Origin of the sequence: Kribbella sp. NPDC051718 (genome assembly GCF_040681515.1) — a bacterium.
Taxonomy (GTDB): domain Bacteria; phylum Actinomycetota; class Actinomycetes; order Propionibacteriales; family Kribbellaceae; genus Kribbella.
In genome coordinates this window covers 318,617-336,606 of sequence record NZ_JBFAYZ010000004.1, presented here as the reverse complement: position 1 = coordinate 336,606, position 17,990 = coordinate 318,617, and the positions used below count along the sequence as shown (strand labels likewise).

Below are 17,990 nucleotides of genomic sequence, written 5' to 3'. Positions count from 1 at the left end.
GTCGGTGTTCAACCCCACCACCCGGTGTTCAACCCCACCACCCGGTGTTCAACCCCACCACCCGGTGTTCAACCCCACCACCCGGTGTTCAACCCCACCACCCGGTGTTCAACCCCATCGCCGGGTGTCCGAGCCCACAAGTGGTGGGCTCGGACATCAAAGGGTGACCTTGAACAAGTAATAACTTGTTCAAGGTCGCGGGTTGGTGTTCAAGGTGACCGTTTGTTGCTGGTGGTCAGTCCTTGATTTCGCAGATGGCGGCGCCTGCGGCGACGGTGGCGCCTACCTCGGCGGAGAGGCCGGTGACGGTACCTGCCTTGTGGGCGTTCAGCGGCTGTTCCATCTTCATCGCTTCCAGGACCACGATCAGGTCGCCTTCGGCCACCGTCGCGCCTTCCTCGACGGCGATCTTCACGATGGTGCCCTGCATGGGCGAGGTGAGGGAGTCGCCCGAGGCGGCCGCGCCCTTGCCGCTGCCACCGGCACGCCGCGACGGCTTCTTTTTCGAAGAGGCGGCACCACCGGAAGCGACCGATGCGCCGAGACCGGCCGGCAGTACGACCTCGAGCCGCTTGCCGCCCACCTCGACGGTGACCTTCTCGCGCTCGACCGGCTCGGCCACGTCGGCGGCCCCGTCGTACGGGGGGATCTGGTTGTCGAACTCGGTCTCGATCCAGCGGGTGTGCACCTTGAAGCCGTCGGTGCCGACGAACGCAGGGTCGCTCACCACGGCCGCGTGGAACGGTACGGCGCTCGGCATGCCCTCGACGACGAACTCCTTCAGCGCGCGGCGGGAGCGCTCGAGCGCCTGGGTCCGGTCGCGGCCGGTCACGATCAGCTTGGCCACCAGCGAGTCGAACGCGCCCGGCACGGTCTCGCCCTGGTCGTAGCCGCCGTCGAGCCGGATGCCCGGTCCGGACGGCGCGTGCCACTTGGTCAGCGTGCCCGGAGCGGGCAGGAAGCCACGGCCCGGGTCCTCGGCGTTGATCCGGAACTCGATCGAGTGACCGGAGATCTCGGGGTCGTCGTACCCGAGCTCTTCACCGTCGGCGATCCGGAACATCTCCCGGACCAGGTCGATCCCGGTGACCTCTTCGCTGACCGGGTGCTCGACCTGCAGCCGCGTGTTGACCTCCAGGAAGGAGATCAGCCCGTCCTGGCCGATCAGGAACTCACACGTCCCGGCGCCGACGTACCCGGCCTCGCGCAGGATCGCCTTCGAGGACTTGTAGAGCGTCTCGAGCTGCTCGGCCGTCACGAACGGCGCGGGCGCCTCCTCGACCAGCTTCTGGTACCGCCGTTGCAGCGAGCAGTCGCGGGTGGAGATCACCACGACGTTGCCATGGGCATCGGCCAGGCACTGGGTCTCGACGTGCCGCGGCTTGTCCAGGTACCGCTCGACGAAGCACTCGCCGCGACCGAAGGCGCTGATCGCCTCGCGGGTCGCCGACTCGAACAGCTCCGGCACCTCTTCCATCGTGCGCGCGACCTTCATGCCCCGGCCGCCGCCGCCGTACGCCGCCTTGATCGCGATCGGCAGCCCGTACTCCGTTGCGAAGGCCACCACCTCGTCCGCGTTGGCGACCGGGTCCGGCGTGCCGGGCACCTGGGGCGCACCGACCTTGTCGGCGATGTGCCGGGCCTTCACCTTGTCGCCGAGCGAGTCGATCGCCGACGGCGGCGGGCCGATCCAGATCAGGCCGGCGTCGATGACCGCCTGGGCGAACTCCGCGTTCTCGGCCAGGAAGCCGTAGCCCGGGTGCACCGCGTCCGCGCCGGAGCGGGCCGCGACGTCGAGGATCTTGGCGATGTTCAGGTAGGAGTCGGCCGGCGTCGCGCCGTCCAGCGAGTACGCCTCGTCGGCGAGCCGGACGAACAGGGCGTCGCGGTCGGGCTCGGCGTACACGGCGACGCTGCCCAGACCGGCGTCGGCGGCAGCACGAACCACCCGCACGGCGATCTCGCCACGGTTCGCAACCAGGACCTTGGTGATGCGCTTGCTGTCAGACACAGCTGAACTCCCTTCGGCCCGGCTGAGTCTAGGGTCAACCAGGCCAGGAGGGTGACAGGTTCTATGTCACATCACCGCGGGTGGCCGCTCGAAGAAGGACTCCAGCACGACGACTGTCTGAGTGCTGGTCACGCCGTCCACCTGGTGGAGCGCGCGCAGGGTCTGCTGGAGCGCCTCGGTGCTGCCCGTGCGCACTTTCACCATCACTGACGCCGGGCCGGCGATGATGTGCGCCTCCTCCACGGCGGCGATCGCACGCAACGCCTCCAGCGTCGGCGCGTCGCCCATCCACGCGTCGGTGTCGAGCAGCACATAAGCCAGTACGCCGTTGCCGAGCGCCGCCGGGTCCACCTCGATCGTCGTCCGCCGGATCACCCCGCCGGCTCGCAACTTCCGAACCCGTTCATGCGCCGCCCCCGCCGACAACCCGACCGCCTGCCCGAGTACGGCATACGACTGCGTCGCATCCTCTTGCAAGAGCGCCAGCAGCTCTCGATCTGTCTGGTCTATGGTCATGATTACCGAATCTCATCTGGTCTGACAACTAGAGGCCAGGATATCATTCAGGCCATGACGATCACGCTGACTGACACACCGGTCCGATCGCGGGCCGAGCTGGTGACGCTGGACGAGAGATTCGCGCTGGTAGCCCGCGGCGACGAGTACGTCGAGCGCCTGTTCGACGGTGGCCGCTGGCTGGAGGGCCCGGTCTACGTCCCGGCCTGGCGCAGCCTGGTGTTCAGCGACATCCCCAACGACCGGATGCTGCGCTGGGACGAGCTGTCCGGCGCGGTCTCGGTCTTCCGCCAGCCGGCCGGCTACACGAACGGCAACACGCTCGACGGTCAAGGGCGGCTGATCAGCTGCGAGCAGGGCAATCGCCGGGTCATCCGGACCGAGTTCGACGGATCGCTGACGGTCCTCGCCTCGCACCTCGACGGGCTGCGGCTGAACAGCCCGAACGACGTGGTGGTCCGGCGGGACGGTTCGATCTGGTTCACCGATCCGCCGTACGGCATCACCTCGAACTACGAGGGGTACGCCGCCGAGCAGGAGATCCCGGGCTGCAACGTCTACCGGCTGAGCCCAGCCGGTGAACTGACCGTCGTCGCGGACGATTTCACCCGGCCGAACGGGCTGGCGTTCTCGCTCGACGAGTCGCAGCTGTACGTCGTGGACACCCCCGCCAAACACATCCGGCGGTTCGAGGTGAAGGACGACCGGCTGGTCGGTGGAGAGGTCTTCGTACCGTGCGCAGCCGGCATGTTCGACGGCATCCGGCTGGACGCCTCCGGCCGGATCTGGGCCGCCACCCACGAAGGCGTCCACTGCTTCGACCCCGACGGCACCCTGCTCGGCAAGCTGCTCTTCCCGGACATCGTCTCCAACCTGTGCTTCGGCGGTCCCAAGCGCAACCGGTTGTTCGTCACGGCAACCACCTCGGTCTACTCCTGGCTACTCACCACGGACGGAGCGCCGCCGCCGTACGATCGCGGTTGACAACGTTGACCCGAGGAGCTGGCATGCCTGTGCTTGAGCCGTTGGCCGGTACCGTCCCCGCTGAGTGGTTGAAGCTGGATGATCGCTTCGCCGGGATCCGGGGGGACTCGCATCTCGAGCGGCTGTGGACGGGTGGTCGCTGGCTGGAGGGGCCGGTCTACTCGGCGGCCGGGCGGTACGTGCTGTGGAGCGACATCCCGAGCGACCGGATCCTGCGCTGGGACGAGACGTCGTACCAGGTGTCGGTGTTCCGTGAGCCGGCCGGGAACACCAACGGGCACACGCTCGACGAGCAGGGCCGGCTGGTGAGCTGCGAGCACGGCAACCGGCGGGTGACGCGCACCGAGCACGACGGTTCGGTCCGGGTGCTTGCCGACAGCCACAACGGCGGTCGGTTGAACAGTCCGAACGACGTCGTGGTGAGCCCGGACGGAGCCGTGTGGTTCACGGATCCGGCGTACGGGATCGACAGCGACTACGAGGGCCACAAGGGCTCGATCGAGGTCGGCGGTTGTCACGTCTATCGGGTGAGCCCGGACGGCGTCCTGACGGTCGTCGCCGATGACTTCAACCGGCCGAACGGACTGGCGTTCTCGAACGACGGCAGCCTGCTCTATGTCACCGACACCGAGGAAGCCACCATCCGCGTCTTCACGGTCGAGGGCGACAAGCTGCGCGGCGGCGAGCTGTTCGCGGAGTGTGGCAACGGCGCCTTCGACGGCATCCGTCTCGACAGCGAAGGCCGTGTCTGGGGTGCCGCCGCCGACGGAGTCCACGTCTACCACCCGGACGCGACTCTGCTCGGCAAACTACTGGTCCCCGAGACCGTCTCCAACCTCTGCTTCGGCGGCCCCAAACGCAACCGCCTCTTCCTGACCGCCACCACCTCGCTCTACTCCCTCTTCACCACGGTGAACGGCGGCCGCCAGCCGTACGACCCCAGTGCCTGACTTCGGCGCCGTACTACGAACCTTCCGCAAGGCGGCCGCTTTGTCGCAGGAGAGTCTGGCCGAGGCATCCGGCGTCAGCGTCGAAGCCATCAAGACGTTGGAGACCGGCCGTCGTCGGCATCCCCGCCCGGCGACGGTGAAGCTCCTCGCCGACGGGCTCGCGCTGACCGAGGAGCAGCGGGCCGACCTGGCCGCGGCCGGGGCCCGGACGGCGCCTCGGGTCAGGGAGCTCGACCAATTGCCCGACGACCTGCAGGACTTCTCCGGGCGTGAGCAGCAGGTCGCCGAACTCGAGAAGACGTTCGCCACGGCGGACCTGCGGCCGGGCGTCGTACTGACGTGCGCGATCGCCGGGATGGGCGGCATCGGGAAGACCGCGCTGGCGGTCCATGTCGCTCATCGGCTGAAGGATCGGTACCCGGACGGCCAGCTGTACTTGAATCTCCGGGGCTTCGGGCCGGGCCTGCCGATGACGGTCGAAGAGGCGCTCGGCCGGCTGATGGACAGTCTCGGCCTGCGGGCGCCGGATGACCCGCACGATGTCGACGAGGCCGCCTCCCGCTATCGCTCGGCACTGGCCGGGCGAAGAGTCCTGGTACTCCTCGACAACGCCGCCAACGCGGCGCAGGTGGCGCCATTGTTGCCGGGGGCATCGACCTGCGCGGTCCTGATCACCAGCCGCCGTACGTTGGCCGCGCTCCCCGGCGTCGCCCGGGTGGCGTTGGACGTCCTGCCTGATCGAGACGCTCTGCAGATGCTGTCCCTGGTCGTCGGTGGCAACCGCATCGACGACGAAGCGGACAGCGCGCTGGCGATCGTCCGGCTGTGCGGTGGGCTCCCACTCGCCTTGCGGATCGCGGGCGCCCGGCTCGCCGATGAGCCGTCGTGGACGGTCGCCGACCTGGCCCGGCGCCTGGAGAGCAGCCGCGGGCGCCTCGACGAGCTGTCGACCTCCGATCTCGATGTCCGGGCGAGCATCGAACTCTCCCTGACCGCCGCGACCGACCGCGATCTCGACGCAGTTGCCGCCTTCCGCCTGCTCGGCCTCCATCAGGGCGACGAACTCGACGTCCGGGTCGCCGCGGCCCTGCTCGACCTCCCGATCGCCGACACGGAGGACCGGCTGGAACGCCTGGTCGATCTGCAGTTGCTGGATTCCCTGGTACCCGGTCGGTATCGGCTGCACGACTTGGTCCGGAGCTTCGTGCAGGAGACCACCGCCGAGCTGACCGACGTACAGGAACGCGAGGCTGCCCGCATGCGCGTCCTGCGGCTCTATCTCGGGATGGCCTGGCGAAGCCGAACGCCCGGCAATTGGGAGCCGCTGACCGGCAGTTGGTTTGATCACAGCTGGCTGGCGGGCGGGGACGACCTCACTCAGGCCGAGTTCTATGCGTGGTTCGACGAGGAGTTCGAGGAGATCATCGGTGCTCTCCGGCGCGCGGCCGGCGGTACGAACGCCGAGCGGCCGATGGTCGCCAAGATCGCGGTCGGCCTCCTGCAGTACCTCTTCGACCGGCGCCGGTACTCCGACAGCGTCACGCTGTGCACGATCGCGCTGGCCGCCGAGCAGACCGTCGGCGACCCGTTCGCCGCCGCGATCCTGCCCTACGAGCTGGCCCATCAGTGCGGTGCCGTCGGCCAGTACACCCAGGCGGTCGAGCAGATGACGGCCGGGCTGGCGGCCCCGAAGCTGATCGGGTGCGCGGAACAGCACGCGTCCGCGCAGATCTTCCTCGGCTCCTTCCTGCTCGAGCTCGGCCGGCTCGACGAGGCGATCGCGTCGACGAGCAGCGGGGTCGCGGAGGCGGTCCGCCACGGCCATCAGGTCGCGGAGGCCGACGGCCGGCTGATCCTCGGAACCATCGCCGGCAAACAAGGCCGAACGGCCGCCCAGGACGAGGAGTTCCACCGCGCGGTCGAGGCGCTGAACCGAGTAGGAGCCAAGGTCGGCCGCCATTGGGCCTGGTGCATGATCGGCATCTCCTACCGCGAGAACGGCCGCCTCGACGAGTCGCTGACCTACTTCCAGCAATGCCACACGGCAGCTCTGGCAAACCAGGACGAGTTCGAGATCTCAGAAGCCCTCGAAGGCCTAGGCCTGACGGAACTGGCCCTCGGCTCACTCCCCAGCGCCGAACAACACCTCCTGGCCGCCCTGGAGGTAGCCCAACGAAACTGGCAATCCGAAGCCCGAGTCCGCGAACACCTCGGCCACGCCCTCCACGGCCTGGGCCGCCCCGACGAGGCCAAGGCCCAGTGGCAGGCCGCCCTTGGCCTGCTGGTCCGGCACGGAGCTCCCCGGACTGCGGAGCTCCGTGCCCTGCTCGGTGACTAGAAGTTCTTCTTGATCTGGTCGATGACGGTGAAGACCGCTAGGAAGCCGAAGGCCAGGAAGGAGAAGGCCAGTACTGCGGTCCTGAGGCGGCTGATCCGGATGGCGCGGGGGAGGGCGCGGGAGTTCATCCACCAGAGCAGGCCGGAGTAGACGAACATCATGGTGCCGGCGGTGCAGGCTGAGATGACCAGGAGGACCAGCGGCTGGTCCAGGCCGGCCAGCAGGACGATGATGCCGAAGGCAACCAATCCCCAGACCAGCCAGAAGTACAGCTTGGACTCGGTGATGGGGGACGTGCGGAGGTACCGGGCCTTGATCATGTCCGAGGCGAGGCGGGAGGTGTAGTCGACGATGCCGGCCGCCGCGGCGAACAGGGAGAACGCGCCGATCGCCCAGAAGAGGTAGCCGAACCAGCCGCCCACCAGGGACTGCAGGGTGACGCCCTCGATCTTCAGGAAGCTGATCTTGTTCTGGACCGCCGGGTTGCCGAACAAGGTGGCGTGCGCGAGCATCGAGGTGAAGATGATCGTCAGCACGGTGATCAGGACGAACGTCAGCGCCTGCTCGAGGTTGGTGAACTTCCACCAGCGCCGCCAGCGGGCCAGATTCTCGGCGTCCGGTGGGAAGGTGTAGCCGTTGGCGTTCGGGTCGGCCTCCTTCTCGCCGGTGACGGGCGAGGTCAGCCGGGGGACGTGAACGCCCATCCCGAAGCCCTTGTCGCGGATCCAGTTGCTCTGGCACAGGTTCTGCCCGCCGCCGGCACCGGCGTACGCGATCGCGCCCATCATCAGCGCGAAGCCGAGTGTGCTGACCGGGAACTCCGGGTGCGTCACAGCGTCGCCGAGTGCGTTGTACGTCTTCGCCCGGATGGCGAAGATCAGGGCCAGTACGACGAGCAGCGCGACGGCCGCCAGCTTGACGAAGATCAGCCGCTCCAGCATCACGTAGACGACTGGCGCCAGGGTGAGGATCAGGCCGATCACGACCAGGATGCCGATCGCGATCCAGCGCGGGTCGCCGGCGCCGAACAGGTACGTGAGCATCGACGCGGAGCTGGTCGCCCAGCCGGGCCAGAGGTTCGCGAAGTACGTCATCAGCGCGAAGAACAGGCCCCAGTGCTTGCCGTAGCGGTTGAAGCCGGTCAACGCTGTCTCACCAGTGGCCAGCGTGTACCGCTCGATCTCCATGTTCAGGAACCACTGGATCGCGACGCCGACGACGGCTCCCCAGAGGAACACCAGCCCGACCTGCGACGAGATGTAGGGCCAGAGGATGAACTCCCCGGAGGCGAGCCCGACCCCGGCCCCGACCATCCCGGGCCCGACGATCCGCCAGGTCTGGCTCGGCGGCTCGGGCAGGTCGCGGACCTGTGGCGCGGGCAGGTTCTTGGTCGGCAGGTTGAATCTGTTCTGGTCAACGGACTTGGTGTCTGCCATCGGCTCCTCACCTCTTCCTCGACCCCCCACAGACTCCGGAGACTAACCAACTCCCGCGCCACAGGCGACCCGACACCGCTACCTCTGCACTGGCGGTAGATCGAAGTCGTCGTTGGACGAGTGCAGCAGCGCGTACGACGCACCGGCGAACCCGATGGCGGCGACGACCAGCCCGGCGCCGGCGGCCAGGTGTCCCGGCATGAACGGATGGGTGAAGCCACCGAAGGCGAGAGCGATCCCCATCCAAGCGGGCGCCACCTTGCTGCGCCACAAGGCGATCCCGAGCAGCAACAGCCCGAACGTGACCGCCAGAATGAACAGCAGACCGCCGATCTGTACGGTCGCCTGCTTCTCGACGGCATCCCCGAACTTCTCCACCGCAGACGCGTCCAACCCGTCGTGGACGACCAGGTACGTCGGTGTCACGACCCCGTCGAGCAGGAAGAAGCCGGCGCTCATCCCGCCGACCGCGAGCAGCCCGCCCGCGGTGGCCAGCCGTGGCGCCGTACGCCGGGAGACCCAGGCGGCAGCGAACATCGCCGGGATCAGCAGGAAGAACGGCACCTGAAGCCACTGCATCAGCTCGAATCGGCCGGGGTCGGCCGCGGTGGCCGCAACGGTCTCGCTGAAGGGAGCGTCGCCGTCGACCGGGCTGATCAGGTAGTAGATCCCCATGAACAGCATCGGCAGCGGCGCGACCACGGCGAGCAGCACCCGCCAGAAGCCGCGGACGTCGCGGGGCCGGCGGATCGCCTTCTTGCTTGCAGGTGTGGTGAGTTGTGACATGAGTTGCTCCTCAAGGCTGAGATTGATGCCTTCAGCGTCGATCGCGATCACCCCCGGTCGGCAGGTGCGCGGCTCGTAGTACGGGCGAGAAAGGTTCCTGGGTCGTCTGGGGGCAAGCCCCTACTCGATCGGGGGTCGGCGGCCTGATGATGAGTAGATGAGCGAGAGACGGCGTACTGCGGCCTGGGTGCTGCTCGCCGTCGCGCTGCTCGAGGCCGTCGTCACGGTTGTCGCGGCCATTGCCTCGGACTTGAGCTGGTTTGAGCTGACCGATCTGTTCGTGGTCTCCAACGCGGTGATCGGCCTCAGCCTCGCGCTGGCGGGCTGGCCGATCGCGTACTACCGGCCACGGAACGCGATCGGCTGGTCGTTGCTGGTCGGCGGCTGTTGCTACGCCTCGACCGCGACCGGTCTTTCGCTCCTTGCGTGGCTGGGTGAACCGACCGTCGGTTGGCGTCTCTTCGCGACGGTGATCAACGGCGGTTGGGCTCCAGCTCTGGCTCTGTTCATTCCACTGACGCTCGTGCTGTTCCCCGATGGACGGCTGCTCTCGCCCCGGTGGCGCTGGCTGGTCGTGGGGCTGGCGGTCAATGCGGTGTTGTGGACGGCTACCGGCGTACTGGATCGCAAGGGCGGGTTGTCGGCTGAGGTCGGCATTCCGGGGTATCCGCACTGGACTGGCTTCGTCGCCGTCGATGCCATGGCGCGGTCAGCAGCGCCGGGTTGCTGGTCAGCTTCGTGGCGGCGCTGGTGGCGGTCGCATTGCGGTATCGGCGTGGGTCGGAGCAGGTACGTCGCCAGGTGCTGTGGTTGTTGCTCGCGCTGCTGGTCATCGTGGCGTGCTTCGGGTTGGAAGGCTTGGTCTCGACGCAGTCGCTGGTGCTGGGCGTGTTGCCGTTGCTGCTGATCCCGTTGGCCGTCGCTCTTGCTGTGTTGCGTCACCAGTTGCTCGACATCCGACTGGTGGTGTCGCGTTCCTTGCTCTATCTGCTGCTGGTCGGTGGGGTTGTCGCGGCGTATTTCGGGCTGATCGCGCTGCTCGATCGCAACGCGTCGGTGCTCGCGACGTTGGTGATCGCGCTGGCGTTCAACCCCGTGCGGGTTTGGCTTCAGGGGTTGATTCACCGGGCGTTCTACGGCGCTCGGCGGGATCCCGTGCGGGCGATGGCGGAGGTCGGGGCGCAGATGGGGTCGGGGCTCACCGGCGTACTGGCTGCGCTGTGCCGGGTGATGCGCTTCCCGGCCGCCACGATCGTTGTCGAGGGCACGGAGATTTCGGCGTACGGCGAACTGCCGGCGGCTCGGCATGCGATCGAGTTGCGGTCAGGTTCTGAGCGGCTGGGCGAGCTTGTCGTGGGGCTGCGGTCGGGGGAGTCGCGGGTGAATGCGGCCGACGAGCAGGTGCTGTCGTTGCTTGCGGCGCCGTTGGCTGTCGCAGTACAGGCCAAGGGGCTGGCCGACGATCTGCGGGACTCGCGGGAGCGGATCATCAGCGGGCGGGAAGAGGAGCGGCGGCGGATTCGGCGGGATCTGCATGATGGGCTGGGGCCGGTGCTGACCGCGGTGGTGCTCAATGCGGACGCGGCTCGGCGGCTGATCGAGGCCGAGCCGGAGCGGTCGTCGGCGTTGCTCGCGGAGTTGCGGGACCAGGCGATCGGCGCGGTCGAGGAGATTCGCCGGCTGGTCTATGAGCTGCGGCCGCCTGCGCTGGATGGACTCGGGTTGTTGGGGGCGCTGCGCGAGTATGCCGCGATGGCGTCGCGTCGTGGTGATGGCGGCGCGTTGACGGTGACCGTGGATGCACCTGCGACGTTGGCTGAGTTGCCTGCCGCGGTTGAGGTGGCCGCGTACCGGATCGCCACCGAGGCGCTCACCAACGTGATCCGGCATTCGACGGCGACGACGGCGGAGGTACGGCTGAGCGTCGAGACGGATGTGTTGCGGCTCGGCGTACTCGACAACGGGGTGAACGCGGGCCCAGAGTGGAAGGCGGGCCTCGGCCTCACCTCGATGAGCGAGCGGGCCGGCGAGTTGGGTGGGCGGTGCGAGATCCGGTACGACCGAACCGGTTGCAGCGTTGACGCCGTACTGCCGTTGGAAGGGAGTCGTCGATGAATGGACTCGCGGCTGGGGGCGACGCCGGCGCTGACTTGCGGATCGTGGTTGCGGACGACCACGGCATCGTCCGGGAAGGGCTCGGCGCGTTGCTGTCGGCCCACCACGGCTTCGAACTCGTCGGTACCGCGGCCACAGGCGCTGAGGCCGTGCGCTCGGCGGTCACCCTGCGCCCCGACGTCCTGGTGATGGACATCCAGATGCCCGACCTGGGCGGGATCGAGGCGACCCGCGAGATCGCGAAGGTCGCGCCCGAGGTGGCGGTGCTGATGCTGACGATGTTCGACGACGACGAGTCGGTGTTCGCCGCGATGCGAGCAGGTGCTCGCGGCTACGTGCTGAAGGGTGCCGCCCCGGACAACGTGATCCGCGCGATCGCGGCCGTCGCCGCCGGTGAGGCGATCTTCGGCCCAGGAGTCGCCCGCCGAGCCCTGGCCTACCTCTCCGGCCCCCGCCCCGACCAGCCCGCTTTCCCGGAGCTGACACCCCGCGAGCGCGAGGTCCTAGACCTGATCGCCACCGGCCTAGGCAACGCCGCCATCGCCCACCGCCTCTCACTGGCCCCCGCCACAGTCGGCAACCACATCACCAGCATCTTCGCCAAACTCCAGGTAGCCACCCGCCCCCAAGCCATAATCCGAGCCCGCTCAGCCGGCCTCGGCGACGCCTGAAAAGAGCAACAGACAAGAGCAACAGACAAGAGCAACAGACAAGAGCAACAGATAGTTCCGGCTGCTGCTGTGGTTCAGCAGGTGCCGGGAGCGGCGGTTGGGTGGGGGGTAGGGGAATTGCAGGTGGCGTTGGGTTGGCGGCTGCCGAACTCAAGTGGCGACGACGCCGACGCCTGCCTGAACGGGGTGCACCGTCCATACTGCGTACAGTTTTCGATCCATTCGAAGTAGTGAGGAATCGCCCTGTAGATAAGGATGTTTCGGTCCCAGGACTGTCGATGACGTCGGGCGGGATCCCCGGTCTCTGGTGGCTGGGGTGGCGTTGGGTTGGTGACGACCGAGCCCACGTGGCGAGGATGCCGATGCCTACGTCGAACGAGGTGCACCGCCGAAGCGACCTACAGGCTTTCGGGCTGTTCGCAGTGGTCAGGACACCTTGTAGGTAAGGACCTTCGGGCCAAGAAGTATCGGCGACATGAGGCAGGATCCCCGACCGGTGGTCGCCCCGGGTGCTGGGGCGGCAAGCGGCGTTGGGTTGGCGATCGCCGTATTCAGGTGACGAAAGGCGCCGATGCCTAGCCTGAACGGGGGTGAAGCGGCCAAGCAACCTACAGGGTTTCGGTTTGTTTGAAGTGGTGAGGAATTCACCTTGTGGATAAGGGCTTTCCGGCCCGAAACTGTCGGTGGCGGCGTCTAGCCTTTGAGGTATGGACGATCGGGCGGTGGTGACGATGAGCGGCAGCGAACTGCTGTCCGCTAGCGACGCCGTGGAGGAGGCGATCGAGAAACTGCTGGCCCGCCGCAACCAGATCCTCCAGCGCGTGGACGAGATCGGATACGCGAAGGAGCTCGGTGCCCACGACACCGTCCGGCTGATCGAGAAGCGGTACCGTCTCGACCCCGTCGAAGCCCGCCGCCGGGTCCGGTTGGCGCTGGCGCTACCGAAGTACCCGACCGTGGCGGCCGCGCTTCCTGCTCCCGGCACCGTGATCGCCGACGACGCGGTGGTGCTGTCCTCGGCGCAGGCCGACGCGATCGTGTCCGCGCTGGAGAAACTCCCCAAACGCGCCAACGTCCCCGTCGAAGAGCTCGACGCGGCCGCCGGTCAGATGGTCGAGGCGGCTCGGCACATGAATCCTGGCGACCTGCGGCGGATGGGTGAGCAGGTCCGCAACATCCTCGACACCGATGGCCCCGAACCCCGCGAGGACGCCGCCCGGGCCCGCGAAGAGGTCTGGGTCAAGAAGGCCGAACACGGCGTCGAGTTCGGCGGCTACCTCGCGGGTGAGAACGCCGAGAAGTTCCAGACGGTTCTGCAGGCCGGCGCGAAACCCCACAAGACCCTCGACGGCGAACAGGACCCGCGGTCGCGCGGCAAACGCCAGGCCGACGCGTTGATCGATGCCGTCGACATCGCGTTGGCGTCTGGTGACCTGCCGACCCGGGGTGGGATCAAGCCGCACATCGCGGTCACCATCAACCTCAACGACCTGCTGGAGGCGGGCCGGCAGGCGACCGGTGACCTGACCTACGGCGACGGACTCTCGGCGGCGGCGATCCGGCGGTTGGCTTGTGATGCCGGGATCATCCCGATCGTGCTCGGCTCCGACAGCCAGCCGCTGGATGTCGGCCGCGAGTTCCGGTACGTCACCACCGGTCTGCGCACTGCCTTGAACCAGCGTGACCGAGGCTGCGTGATCTGCCATGCCCCACCGATCTACTGCGACGCTCATCATCTGGTGAGCTGGGTCGACGGCGGTGTCACGAATCTCGCGAATTTGGTGTTGTTGTGCCGGGTCGACCACACGTCGCTGCATGACGGGCACTGGACCATCGACATCGTCGACAACCAGGTGCAGGTGTCGCGCCCTACGTGGGCCGACCCGCCACGAAGTACTGGGCGAAGACTCAACCAGCCCAGCACGACCTCCGCGTCCGCACCAGCGTCGACGGCCACTGACCCCTGGCCTGAGTCGACCGCCGCGGACACAGATCCCGCGACTGACCCCGACCAGGACGCGATCCAGGAGGCGGTGGCGGATGGCAGCACCAAGACCAAGTCAGCAACCACACCCGCTCGGCCAACGGCTTCGGACCCTGTGCAGGTGCCGAGATTGAACTGGCCCTACAACGACGATGCCGCCTGGATCAGCACCGAAGAGGCGGACGCTCTCGATCCCTGGGGCAGATCCGCCGGTGCGCCGGGCGGGGGCGATGGGCGCGGCGTACGGCACGTAGCGGCAGATCTGCGTGTGCCCGGCCTGGCAAGCTCACGCTCGCCTGGTGGAGGCCGGGCCGAAGACGATCCTTGGTCGACATCCGAAGAGACGGCCGGCATCGATCCATGGGCTGACAGCGCATGATGATCCGTGGGTCGACAGTGCGCGGACCAGGCAAGCAACTGAGTTGCCTCACCCCAGTTGGCGGTTTCATCGCGTGCCACTGCGCTTCAGGGTCTCCGTCTTCACCGCTTCAGGGTCTCCGTCTTCACCCAGGGGTGCCCGCCACGAGCCGCCCTCGGGGTCAGGTCTTTGCTGTCACCATCTCGACTGTTTTGGCGATTCGGCGGGCTCGGGTCTCGGGCTTCTTGGCTTCTTCGATCGCTTGGACGTGCTCCCGGCGATGACTGAAGCTCAGCGCGGCGAAGGCCTCCTTCACGCCGGCAGCCTCCAACGCCTCGGCCAGGTCAGCTGGTACTTCGACAGTCCGCTCAGTCGTATCCCGCTCGACCGTCACAGCCACCTGGTCACCGGCCCCCTTGCCCAGCTCACCTCGGATCGCCTTCAGCACCCCGAGTGCCATGCAGCCGCCCATTGATGCGATCGAGCCGCGGTATGCCAGGCCGTCGAATGTTGCCAGAACCGGGATTCGGCCGCCGCCGCCCAGGGCAGCGAGTACCTCGGGCGGGACCTCGACGTAGGCGCCGCCGCCGTTGGCCTCTTCGATTACGGCTTCGAAGGTCTCCATGTCGCCACAGTAGCGCCGTGGCCGACAGAAAACCGTGGGCTCTTTTCGGCGGGCTGAGGCAGGCTGGGGGGATGACCACGACGATTCGGACGGCTAGCACCGACGCCGACTACGAGGCCTGGCGCGCGATTCGGATCGCGGTACTGCCGTACGAGCGCTGCCCGACGGTGGCCGAGCTCCGCGCCCTCGACCGGCCCGGCCGGCTGATGCTGCTGGCGGAGGTCGCCGGGGAGCTGGCCGGCAGCGGATTGGCGGATCGCTCCGGCGACGGGGAGCGGGCTGCTCTGGTGCCGCGCGTCCACCCGGACTTTCGCCGCTGTGGGGTCGGTACCGACCTGCTACGGGTGCTCGCCGAGCATGCCGTTGCCGAGGGCTACGACATGGCAGGGGCCAGCGTCGACGACGAGGAGTCCAGGCTCTTCGCCGAGCGGTTCGGCTTCGTGGAGACGAATCGGCAGGTCGAGCAGGTACGGCGGATCGGCGACGAGCCCCGGCCGGCTCCGCCGGCGGAGTACGAGATCGTCTCCGTCGCCGAGCGGCCGGAGCTGTGGGCGAAGGCCTATCACCAGGTCGCGCTGCCGACCTTCCCGGACATGGACCACCCGGTCCCGATCAAGGTTTCGGCAGACGACTGGGACAAGGAGTGGATCAACGACCCGGCCGCGATGTTCGTGGCCGTCGCCGGTGACGAGGTGATCGGCGTGGCCGGCCTGATGCTCGACACGGACCGGCCGGAGCGTGCCGAGGTCGCCTACACCGCCGTACGCCGGGAGTGGCGCGGCAAGTCGGTCGCCTCGACCCTCAAGCGGACCAGCATGGCCTGGGCCGCTGAGCACGGCGTCACCGAGATCTACACCTGGACCCAGCGCGGCAACGACAACATGCGCCGCCTCAACGAACACCTCGGCTTCAGCTACGGCATCGTCAGCCTCACCCTGCGGGCGCCGCTACCCCTCAGCGGACTCCTTCGCTAGCTTGCTCGGCCACCAGATCTTGGCACCGATGTCGTAGGACAGGGCCGGGACGAGCAGCGAGCGCACGATCGTGGTGTCGAGGAGCACGCCGAAGCCGACCATGAAGGCGATCTGGGCCAGGAAGAGGATCGGTACCACGCCCAGCGCCGAGAAGGTGGCCGCGAGGACGACACCGGCGGACGTGATCACCCCGCCGGTGACGGCCAGGCCGGTGAGGATGCCCGGTCTGGTGCCTTGTTCGATCGACTCCTCGCGGACCCTGGTCATCAGGAAGATCGAGTAGTCGATGCCCAGGGCAACCAGGAAGACGAACGCGTAGAGCGGGATCGACGCGTCCGCGCCGGGGAAGTCGAACAGGTTGTTGAAGACGAGCGCGCTGATGCCGAGGGTCGCGCCGAACGACAGCACATTGCAGATCACCAGCAGGACGGCCGCGACGACGGAGCGGAGCAGCAGCATCAGGACGACGAAGATGACCGCGAGGATGGTCGGGATGATCACCTTGAGGTCGCGGTTGCTGGCGTCCATCACGTCGAGGTTGATCGCGGTGTTGCCGCCGACCAGGATGTCCGGGCTGACCGTGTCGAGCTCGGTGCGCAGGTGCTCGACGACCTTGGTCGCGTCGGGAGAGTCGGCCGCGACCTTCAACGTCGCCTGGACCAGGACCTTGCCGTCGACGACCTTCGGCGGGAAGCCGGGGGCTACCGAGGCGGTCGCGGTGGCGACGCCGTCGACCTTCATGGCTGTCTGGACGACCTTGTCCGCCTGGTCGACCGGGGTCAGGATCTGTACCGGCGTACCGGCTCCGGCGTCGAAGTGCTTGGCCAGCTCTTCCTGGCCGGTGACGGACTCGACCTTGTTCAGGAACAGGTCCTCCTGGGAGATGCCGGAGGCCTTGAAGGTGGGCAGGAAGAGGCCACACGCGATCAGGAAGAGCGCGCTGATCGCCCAGACCTTGCGCGGGCTGCGGCCGACCAGGCCGGAGACGCGGCCCCACAGCTTGCGGCCGCCGACCTGTTCCTTGGCGTGCACGTGGTCGAGGCGGGGGATGGCCGGCCAGAAGATCCGGCGGCCGAAGGCGAGCAGGACGGCGGGCAGGAACGTCATCGCGGAGATCAGTGCGCCGGCGATGCCGATGGCACCGACCGGGCCGAGGCCCTTCGTGCTGCCGAGCTGGGAGAGCAGCAGGCAGAGCAGGCCGAGGATGACGGTCGCGGCGCTGGCGGCGATCGGCTCGATGGCGGCCCGCCAGGCGACACGCATCGCCTGGTACTTGCTCTCGTAGTCGTGCAGCTCTTCCTTGTACCGGGAGACGAGCAGCAGCGAGTAGTCCGTCGCGGCGCCGACGACGAGGATGAACAGGATGCCCTGACTCTGCCCGTTGAGCTCGATCACGTTGTTCTTGGCGAGCGGGTAGACGACCGACGCGGCCAGCGCGAGACCGAAGACGGCGGTCAGCAGTACGGCGATCGGCAGTACCGGACTCCGGTACACGATCAGCAGGATGACGAAGACGACGACCAGCGCGACCCCGAGCAGGATCCCGTCGATGCCACCGAAGGCCGTGACGAAGTCGGCGAACACGCCACCCGGACCGGTCACGTAGACCTGCAGCCCGGTCGGGGTGAGCGACTGCTTGATCTCGGTGCGCATCTCGTCGGCGACCGCGAACAGCGCGGTCTCGCCCTGTTTGACCACGTCGTCGAGCTGGTCGCCGTTGAGCTCGAGGGTGATCAGCAGCGCCTTCTTGTCCGCCGACGGGATCACCGTCTTGGCCGGCGCGGCGAGGTACTGGCCGATCGTCTTGCCGTCGCCGAGGTCGAGCGACGGGACCTTGGCGAGGAACTCGTTGGCCTTGGCCACGTCCGCCGGGGTGATCCCGCTGTCGCGCTCGATCAGAACGAAGTACGGCAGCGCCTTGGAGTCGACGAACTTGGCCGACTCGTTGTTGACCAGGGTGGACTCGGCCTGTTTGGGCAGGAAGTTGGCGTTGTCGTTCTCCTGGACCTCGCTCAGCTTGCCCACCGTGGGCCCGCCGATGGATCCCAGGATCAGCCAGGCGATCAGTACGGCGGCCACGCCCGCCCGCCACGCCCAGCGTTTGTCGTTCCGCCGCTCCACCGCAGTCCCCTCCCGAATCCCGACTGGTCCGTAGGCACAGTACCCACATCTCTCACCAGTCCCCGGGAGGTGTGCGGAACCCGTTTCGACGGCGTAACAACGAGATGACCACTCGGAAACA

The 17,990-nt window shown here is 67.8% G+C and carries 14 protein-coding genes; 8 read left to right on the top strand and 6 right to left on the bottom strand.

All coding sequences use genetic code 11. From position 1 onward, the window contains the following. Window positions 1-235: 235 nt before the first annotated feature. Window positions 236-2,011, bottom strand: coding sequence for a biotin carboxylase N-terminal domain-containing protein (locus AB0M15_RS17180; protein WP_363819219.1), 1,776 nt, complete (start codon window positions 2,009-2,011; stop codon window positions 236-238). Window positions 2,012-2,077: 66 nt separating this feature from the next. Continuing rightward, window positions 2,078-2,527, bottom strand: coding sequence for an Lrp/AsnC family transcriptional regulator (locus AB0M15_RS17175; RefSeq protein WP_363819216.1), 450 nt, complete (start codon window positions 2,525-2,527; stop codon window positions 2,078-2,080). 54 nt (window positions 2,528-2,581) lie between these two features. Between AB0M15_RS17175 and AB0M15_RS17170 the strand changes: the two genes are divergently transcribed. The 3 genes from AB0M15_RS17170 to AB0M15_RS17160 are packed head-to-tail and all read left to right on the top strand — an operon-like array spanning window position 2,582 to window position 6,799. Further along, window positions 2,582-3,511 carry an SMP-30/gluconolactonase/LRE family protein gene (locus AB0M15_RS17170; RefSeq protein ID WP_363819213.1) on the top strand — a complete coding sequence of 310 codons (930 nt, stop codon included), beginning with the start codon at window positions 2,582-2,584 and terminating at the stop codon, window positions 3,509-3,511. A 23-nt stretch (window positions 3,512-3,534) separates the two neighbouring features. Continuing rightward, window positions 3,535-4,461, top strand: coding sequence for an SMP-30/gluconolactonase/LRE family protein (locus AB0M15_RS17165; RefSeq protein WP_363819211.1), 927 nt, complete (start codon window positions 3,535-3,537; stop codon window positions 4,459-4,461). Next, window positions 4,454-6,799 carry a helix-turn-helix domain-containing protein gene (locus tag AB0M15_RS17160; RefSeq protein ID WP_363819209.1) on the top strand — a complete coding sequence of 782 codons (2,346 nt, stop codon included), beginning with the start codon at window positions 4,454-4,456 and terminating at the stop codon, window positions 6,797-6,799. The genes AB0M15_RS17165 and AB0M15_RS17160 overlap by 8 nt, the downstream gene beginning before the upstream one ends. On the opposite strand, the gene AB0M15_RS17155 is transcribed toward AB0M15_RS17160, so the two are convergent. Both AB0M15_RS17155 and AB0M15_RS17150 read right to left on the bottom strand, forming a co-directional pair. Beyond that, window positions 6,796-8,235 (bottom strand): Nramp family divalent metal transporter, encoded by a 1,440-nt coding sequence (locus AB0M15_RS17155; RefSeq protein ID WP_363819208.1) that lies wholly within the window; start codon window positions 8,233-8,235, stop codon window positions 6,796-6,798. The genes AB0M15_RS17160 and AB0M15_RS17155 overlap by 4 nt on opposite strands. A 78-nt stretch (window positions 8,236-8,313) precedes the next feature. Continuing rightward, complete coding sequence (locus tag AB0M15_RS17150) at window positions 8,314-9,021, bottom strand: hypothetical protein (protein ID WP_363819206.1); 708 nt, start codon at window positions 9,019-9,021, stop codon at window positions 8,314-8,316. A 157-nt stretch (window positions 9,022-9,178) separates the two neighbouring features. Here AB0M15_RS17150 and AB0M15_RS17145 point away from each other — a divergent pair, with 157 nt between their 5' ends. The 4 genes from AB0M15_RS17145 (at window position 9,179) to AB0M15_RS17130 (ending at window position 14,170) form a co-directional block, all read left to right on the top strand. Next, window positions 9,179-9,928 carry a hypothetical protein gene (locus AB0M15_RS17145; protein WP_363819205.1) on the top strand — a complete coding sequence of 250 codons (750 nt, stop codon included), beginning with the start codon at window positions 9,179-9,181 and terminating at the stop codon, window positions 9,926-9,928. Next, entirely contained in the window at window positions 9,832-11,136 is a 1,305-nt protein-coding gene (locus AB0M15_RS17140; RefSeq protein WP_363819202.1) for a histidine kinase, read from the top strand. The genes AB0M15_RS17145 and AB0M15_RS17140 overlap by 97 nt, the downstream gene beginning before the upstream one ends. After that, window positions 11,133-11,807, top strand: coding sequence for a response regulator transcription factor (locus tag AB0M15_RS17135; RefSeq protein ID WP_363819199.1), 675 nt, complete (start codon window positions 11,133-11,135; stop codon window positions 11,805-11,807). Before AB0M15_RS17140 ends, AB0M15_RS17135 begins: the two co-directional genes overlap by 4 nt. A gap of 707 nt (window positions 11,808-12,514) precedes the next feature. Then, window positions 12,515-14,170: a DUF222 domain-containing protein gene (locus AB0M15_RS17130; RefSeq protein WP_363819196.1), complete on the top strand. Its 1,656-nt coding sequence runs from the start codon at window positions 12,515-12,517 to the stop codon at window positions 14,168-14,170. 160 nt (window positions 14,171-14,330) lie between these two features. Here the strand turns inward: AB0M15_RS17130 and AB0M15_RS17125 are convergent, their stop codons facing one another. Continuing rightward, entirely contained in the window at window positions 14,331-14,774 is a 444-nt protein-coding gene (locus tag AB0M15_RS17125) for a YdeI/OmpD-associated family protein (RefSeq protein WP_363819193.1), read from the bottom strand. Between the two features lie 71 nt (window positions 14,775-14,845). Between AB0M15_RS17125 and AB0M15_RS17120 the strand changes: the two genes are divergently transcribed. Further along, window positions 14,846-15,748, top strand: a complete 903-nt coding sequence (locus tag AB0M15_RS17120) for a GNAT family N-acetyltransferase (RefSeq protein WP_363819190.1) — start codon at window positions 14,846-14,848, stop codon at window positions 15,746-15,748. Here the strand turns inward: AB0M15_RS17120 and AB0M15_RS17115 are convergent. After that, entirely contained in the window at window positions 15,722-17,869 is a 2,148-nt protein-coding gene (locus AB0M15_RS17115) for an MMPL family transporter (protein ID WP_363819187.1), read from the bottom strand. The genes AB0M15_RS17120 and AB0M15_RS17115 overlap by 27 nt on opposite strands. Window positions 17,870-17,990 lie beyond the last annotated feature (121 nt).

What these genes read in the sequence shown, in the direction of transcription:
- AB0M15_RS17135 (WP_363819199.1), top strand. Translation starts at nt 11,133, where the DNA reads ATGAATGGACTCGCGGCTGGGGGCGACGCCGGCGCTGACTTGCGGATC.
- AB0M15_RS17155 (WP_363819208.1), bottom strand. Translation starts at nt 8,235, where the DNA reads ATGGCAGACACCAAGTCCGTTGACCAGAACAGATTCAACCTGCCGACC.
- AB0M15_RS17120 (WP_363819190.1), top strand. Translation starts at nt 14,846, where the DNA reads ATGACCACGACGATTCGGACGGCTAGCACCGACGCCGACTACGAGGCC.
- AB0M15_RS17125 (WP_363819193.1), bottom strand. Translation starts at nt 14,774, where the DNA reads ATGGAGACCTTCGAAGCCGTAATCGAAGAGGCCAACGGCGGCGGCGCC.
- AB0M15_RS17145 (WP_363819205.1), top strand. Translation starts at nt 9,179, where the DNA reads ATGAGCGAGAGACGGCGTACTGCGGCCTGGGTGCTGCTCGCCGTCGCG.
- AB0M15_RS17165 (WP_363819211.1), top strand. Translation starts at nt 3,535, where the DNA reads ATGCCTGTGCTTGAGCCGTTGGCCGGTACCGTCCCCGCTGAGTGGTTG.
- AB0M15_RS17150 (WP_363819206.1), bottom strand. Translation starts at nt 9,021, where the DNA reads ATGTCACAACTCACCACACCTGCAAGCAAGAAGGCGATCCGCCGGCCC.
- AB0M15_RS17170 (WP_363819213.1), top strand. Translation starts at nt 2,582, where the DNA reads ATGACGATCACGCTGACTGACACACCGGTCCGATCGCGGGCCGAGCTG.
- AB0M15_RS17175 (WP_363819216.1), bottom strand. Translation starts at nt 2,527, where the DNA reads ATGACCATAGACCAGACAGATCGAGAGCTGCTGGCGCTCTTGCAAGAG.
- AB0M15_RS17130 (WP_363819196.1), top strand. Translation starts at nt 12,515, where the DNA reads ATGGACGATCGGGCGGTGGTGACGATGAGCGGCAGCGAACTGCTGTCC.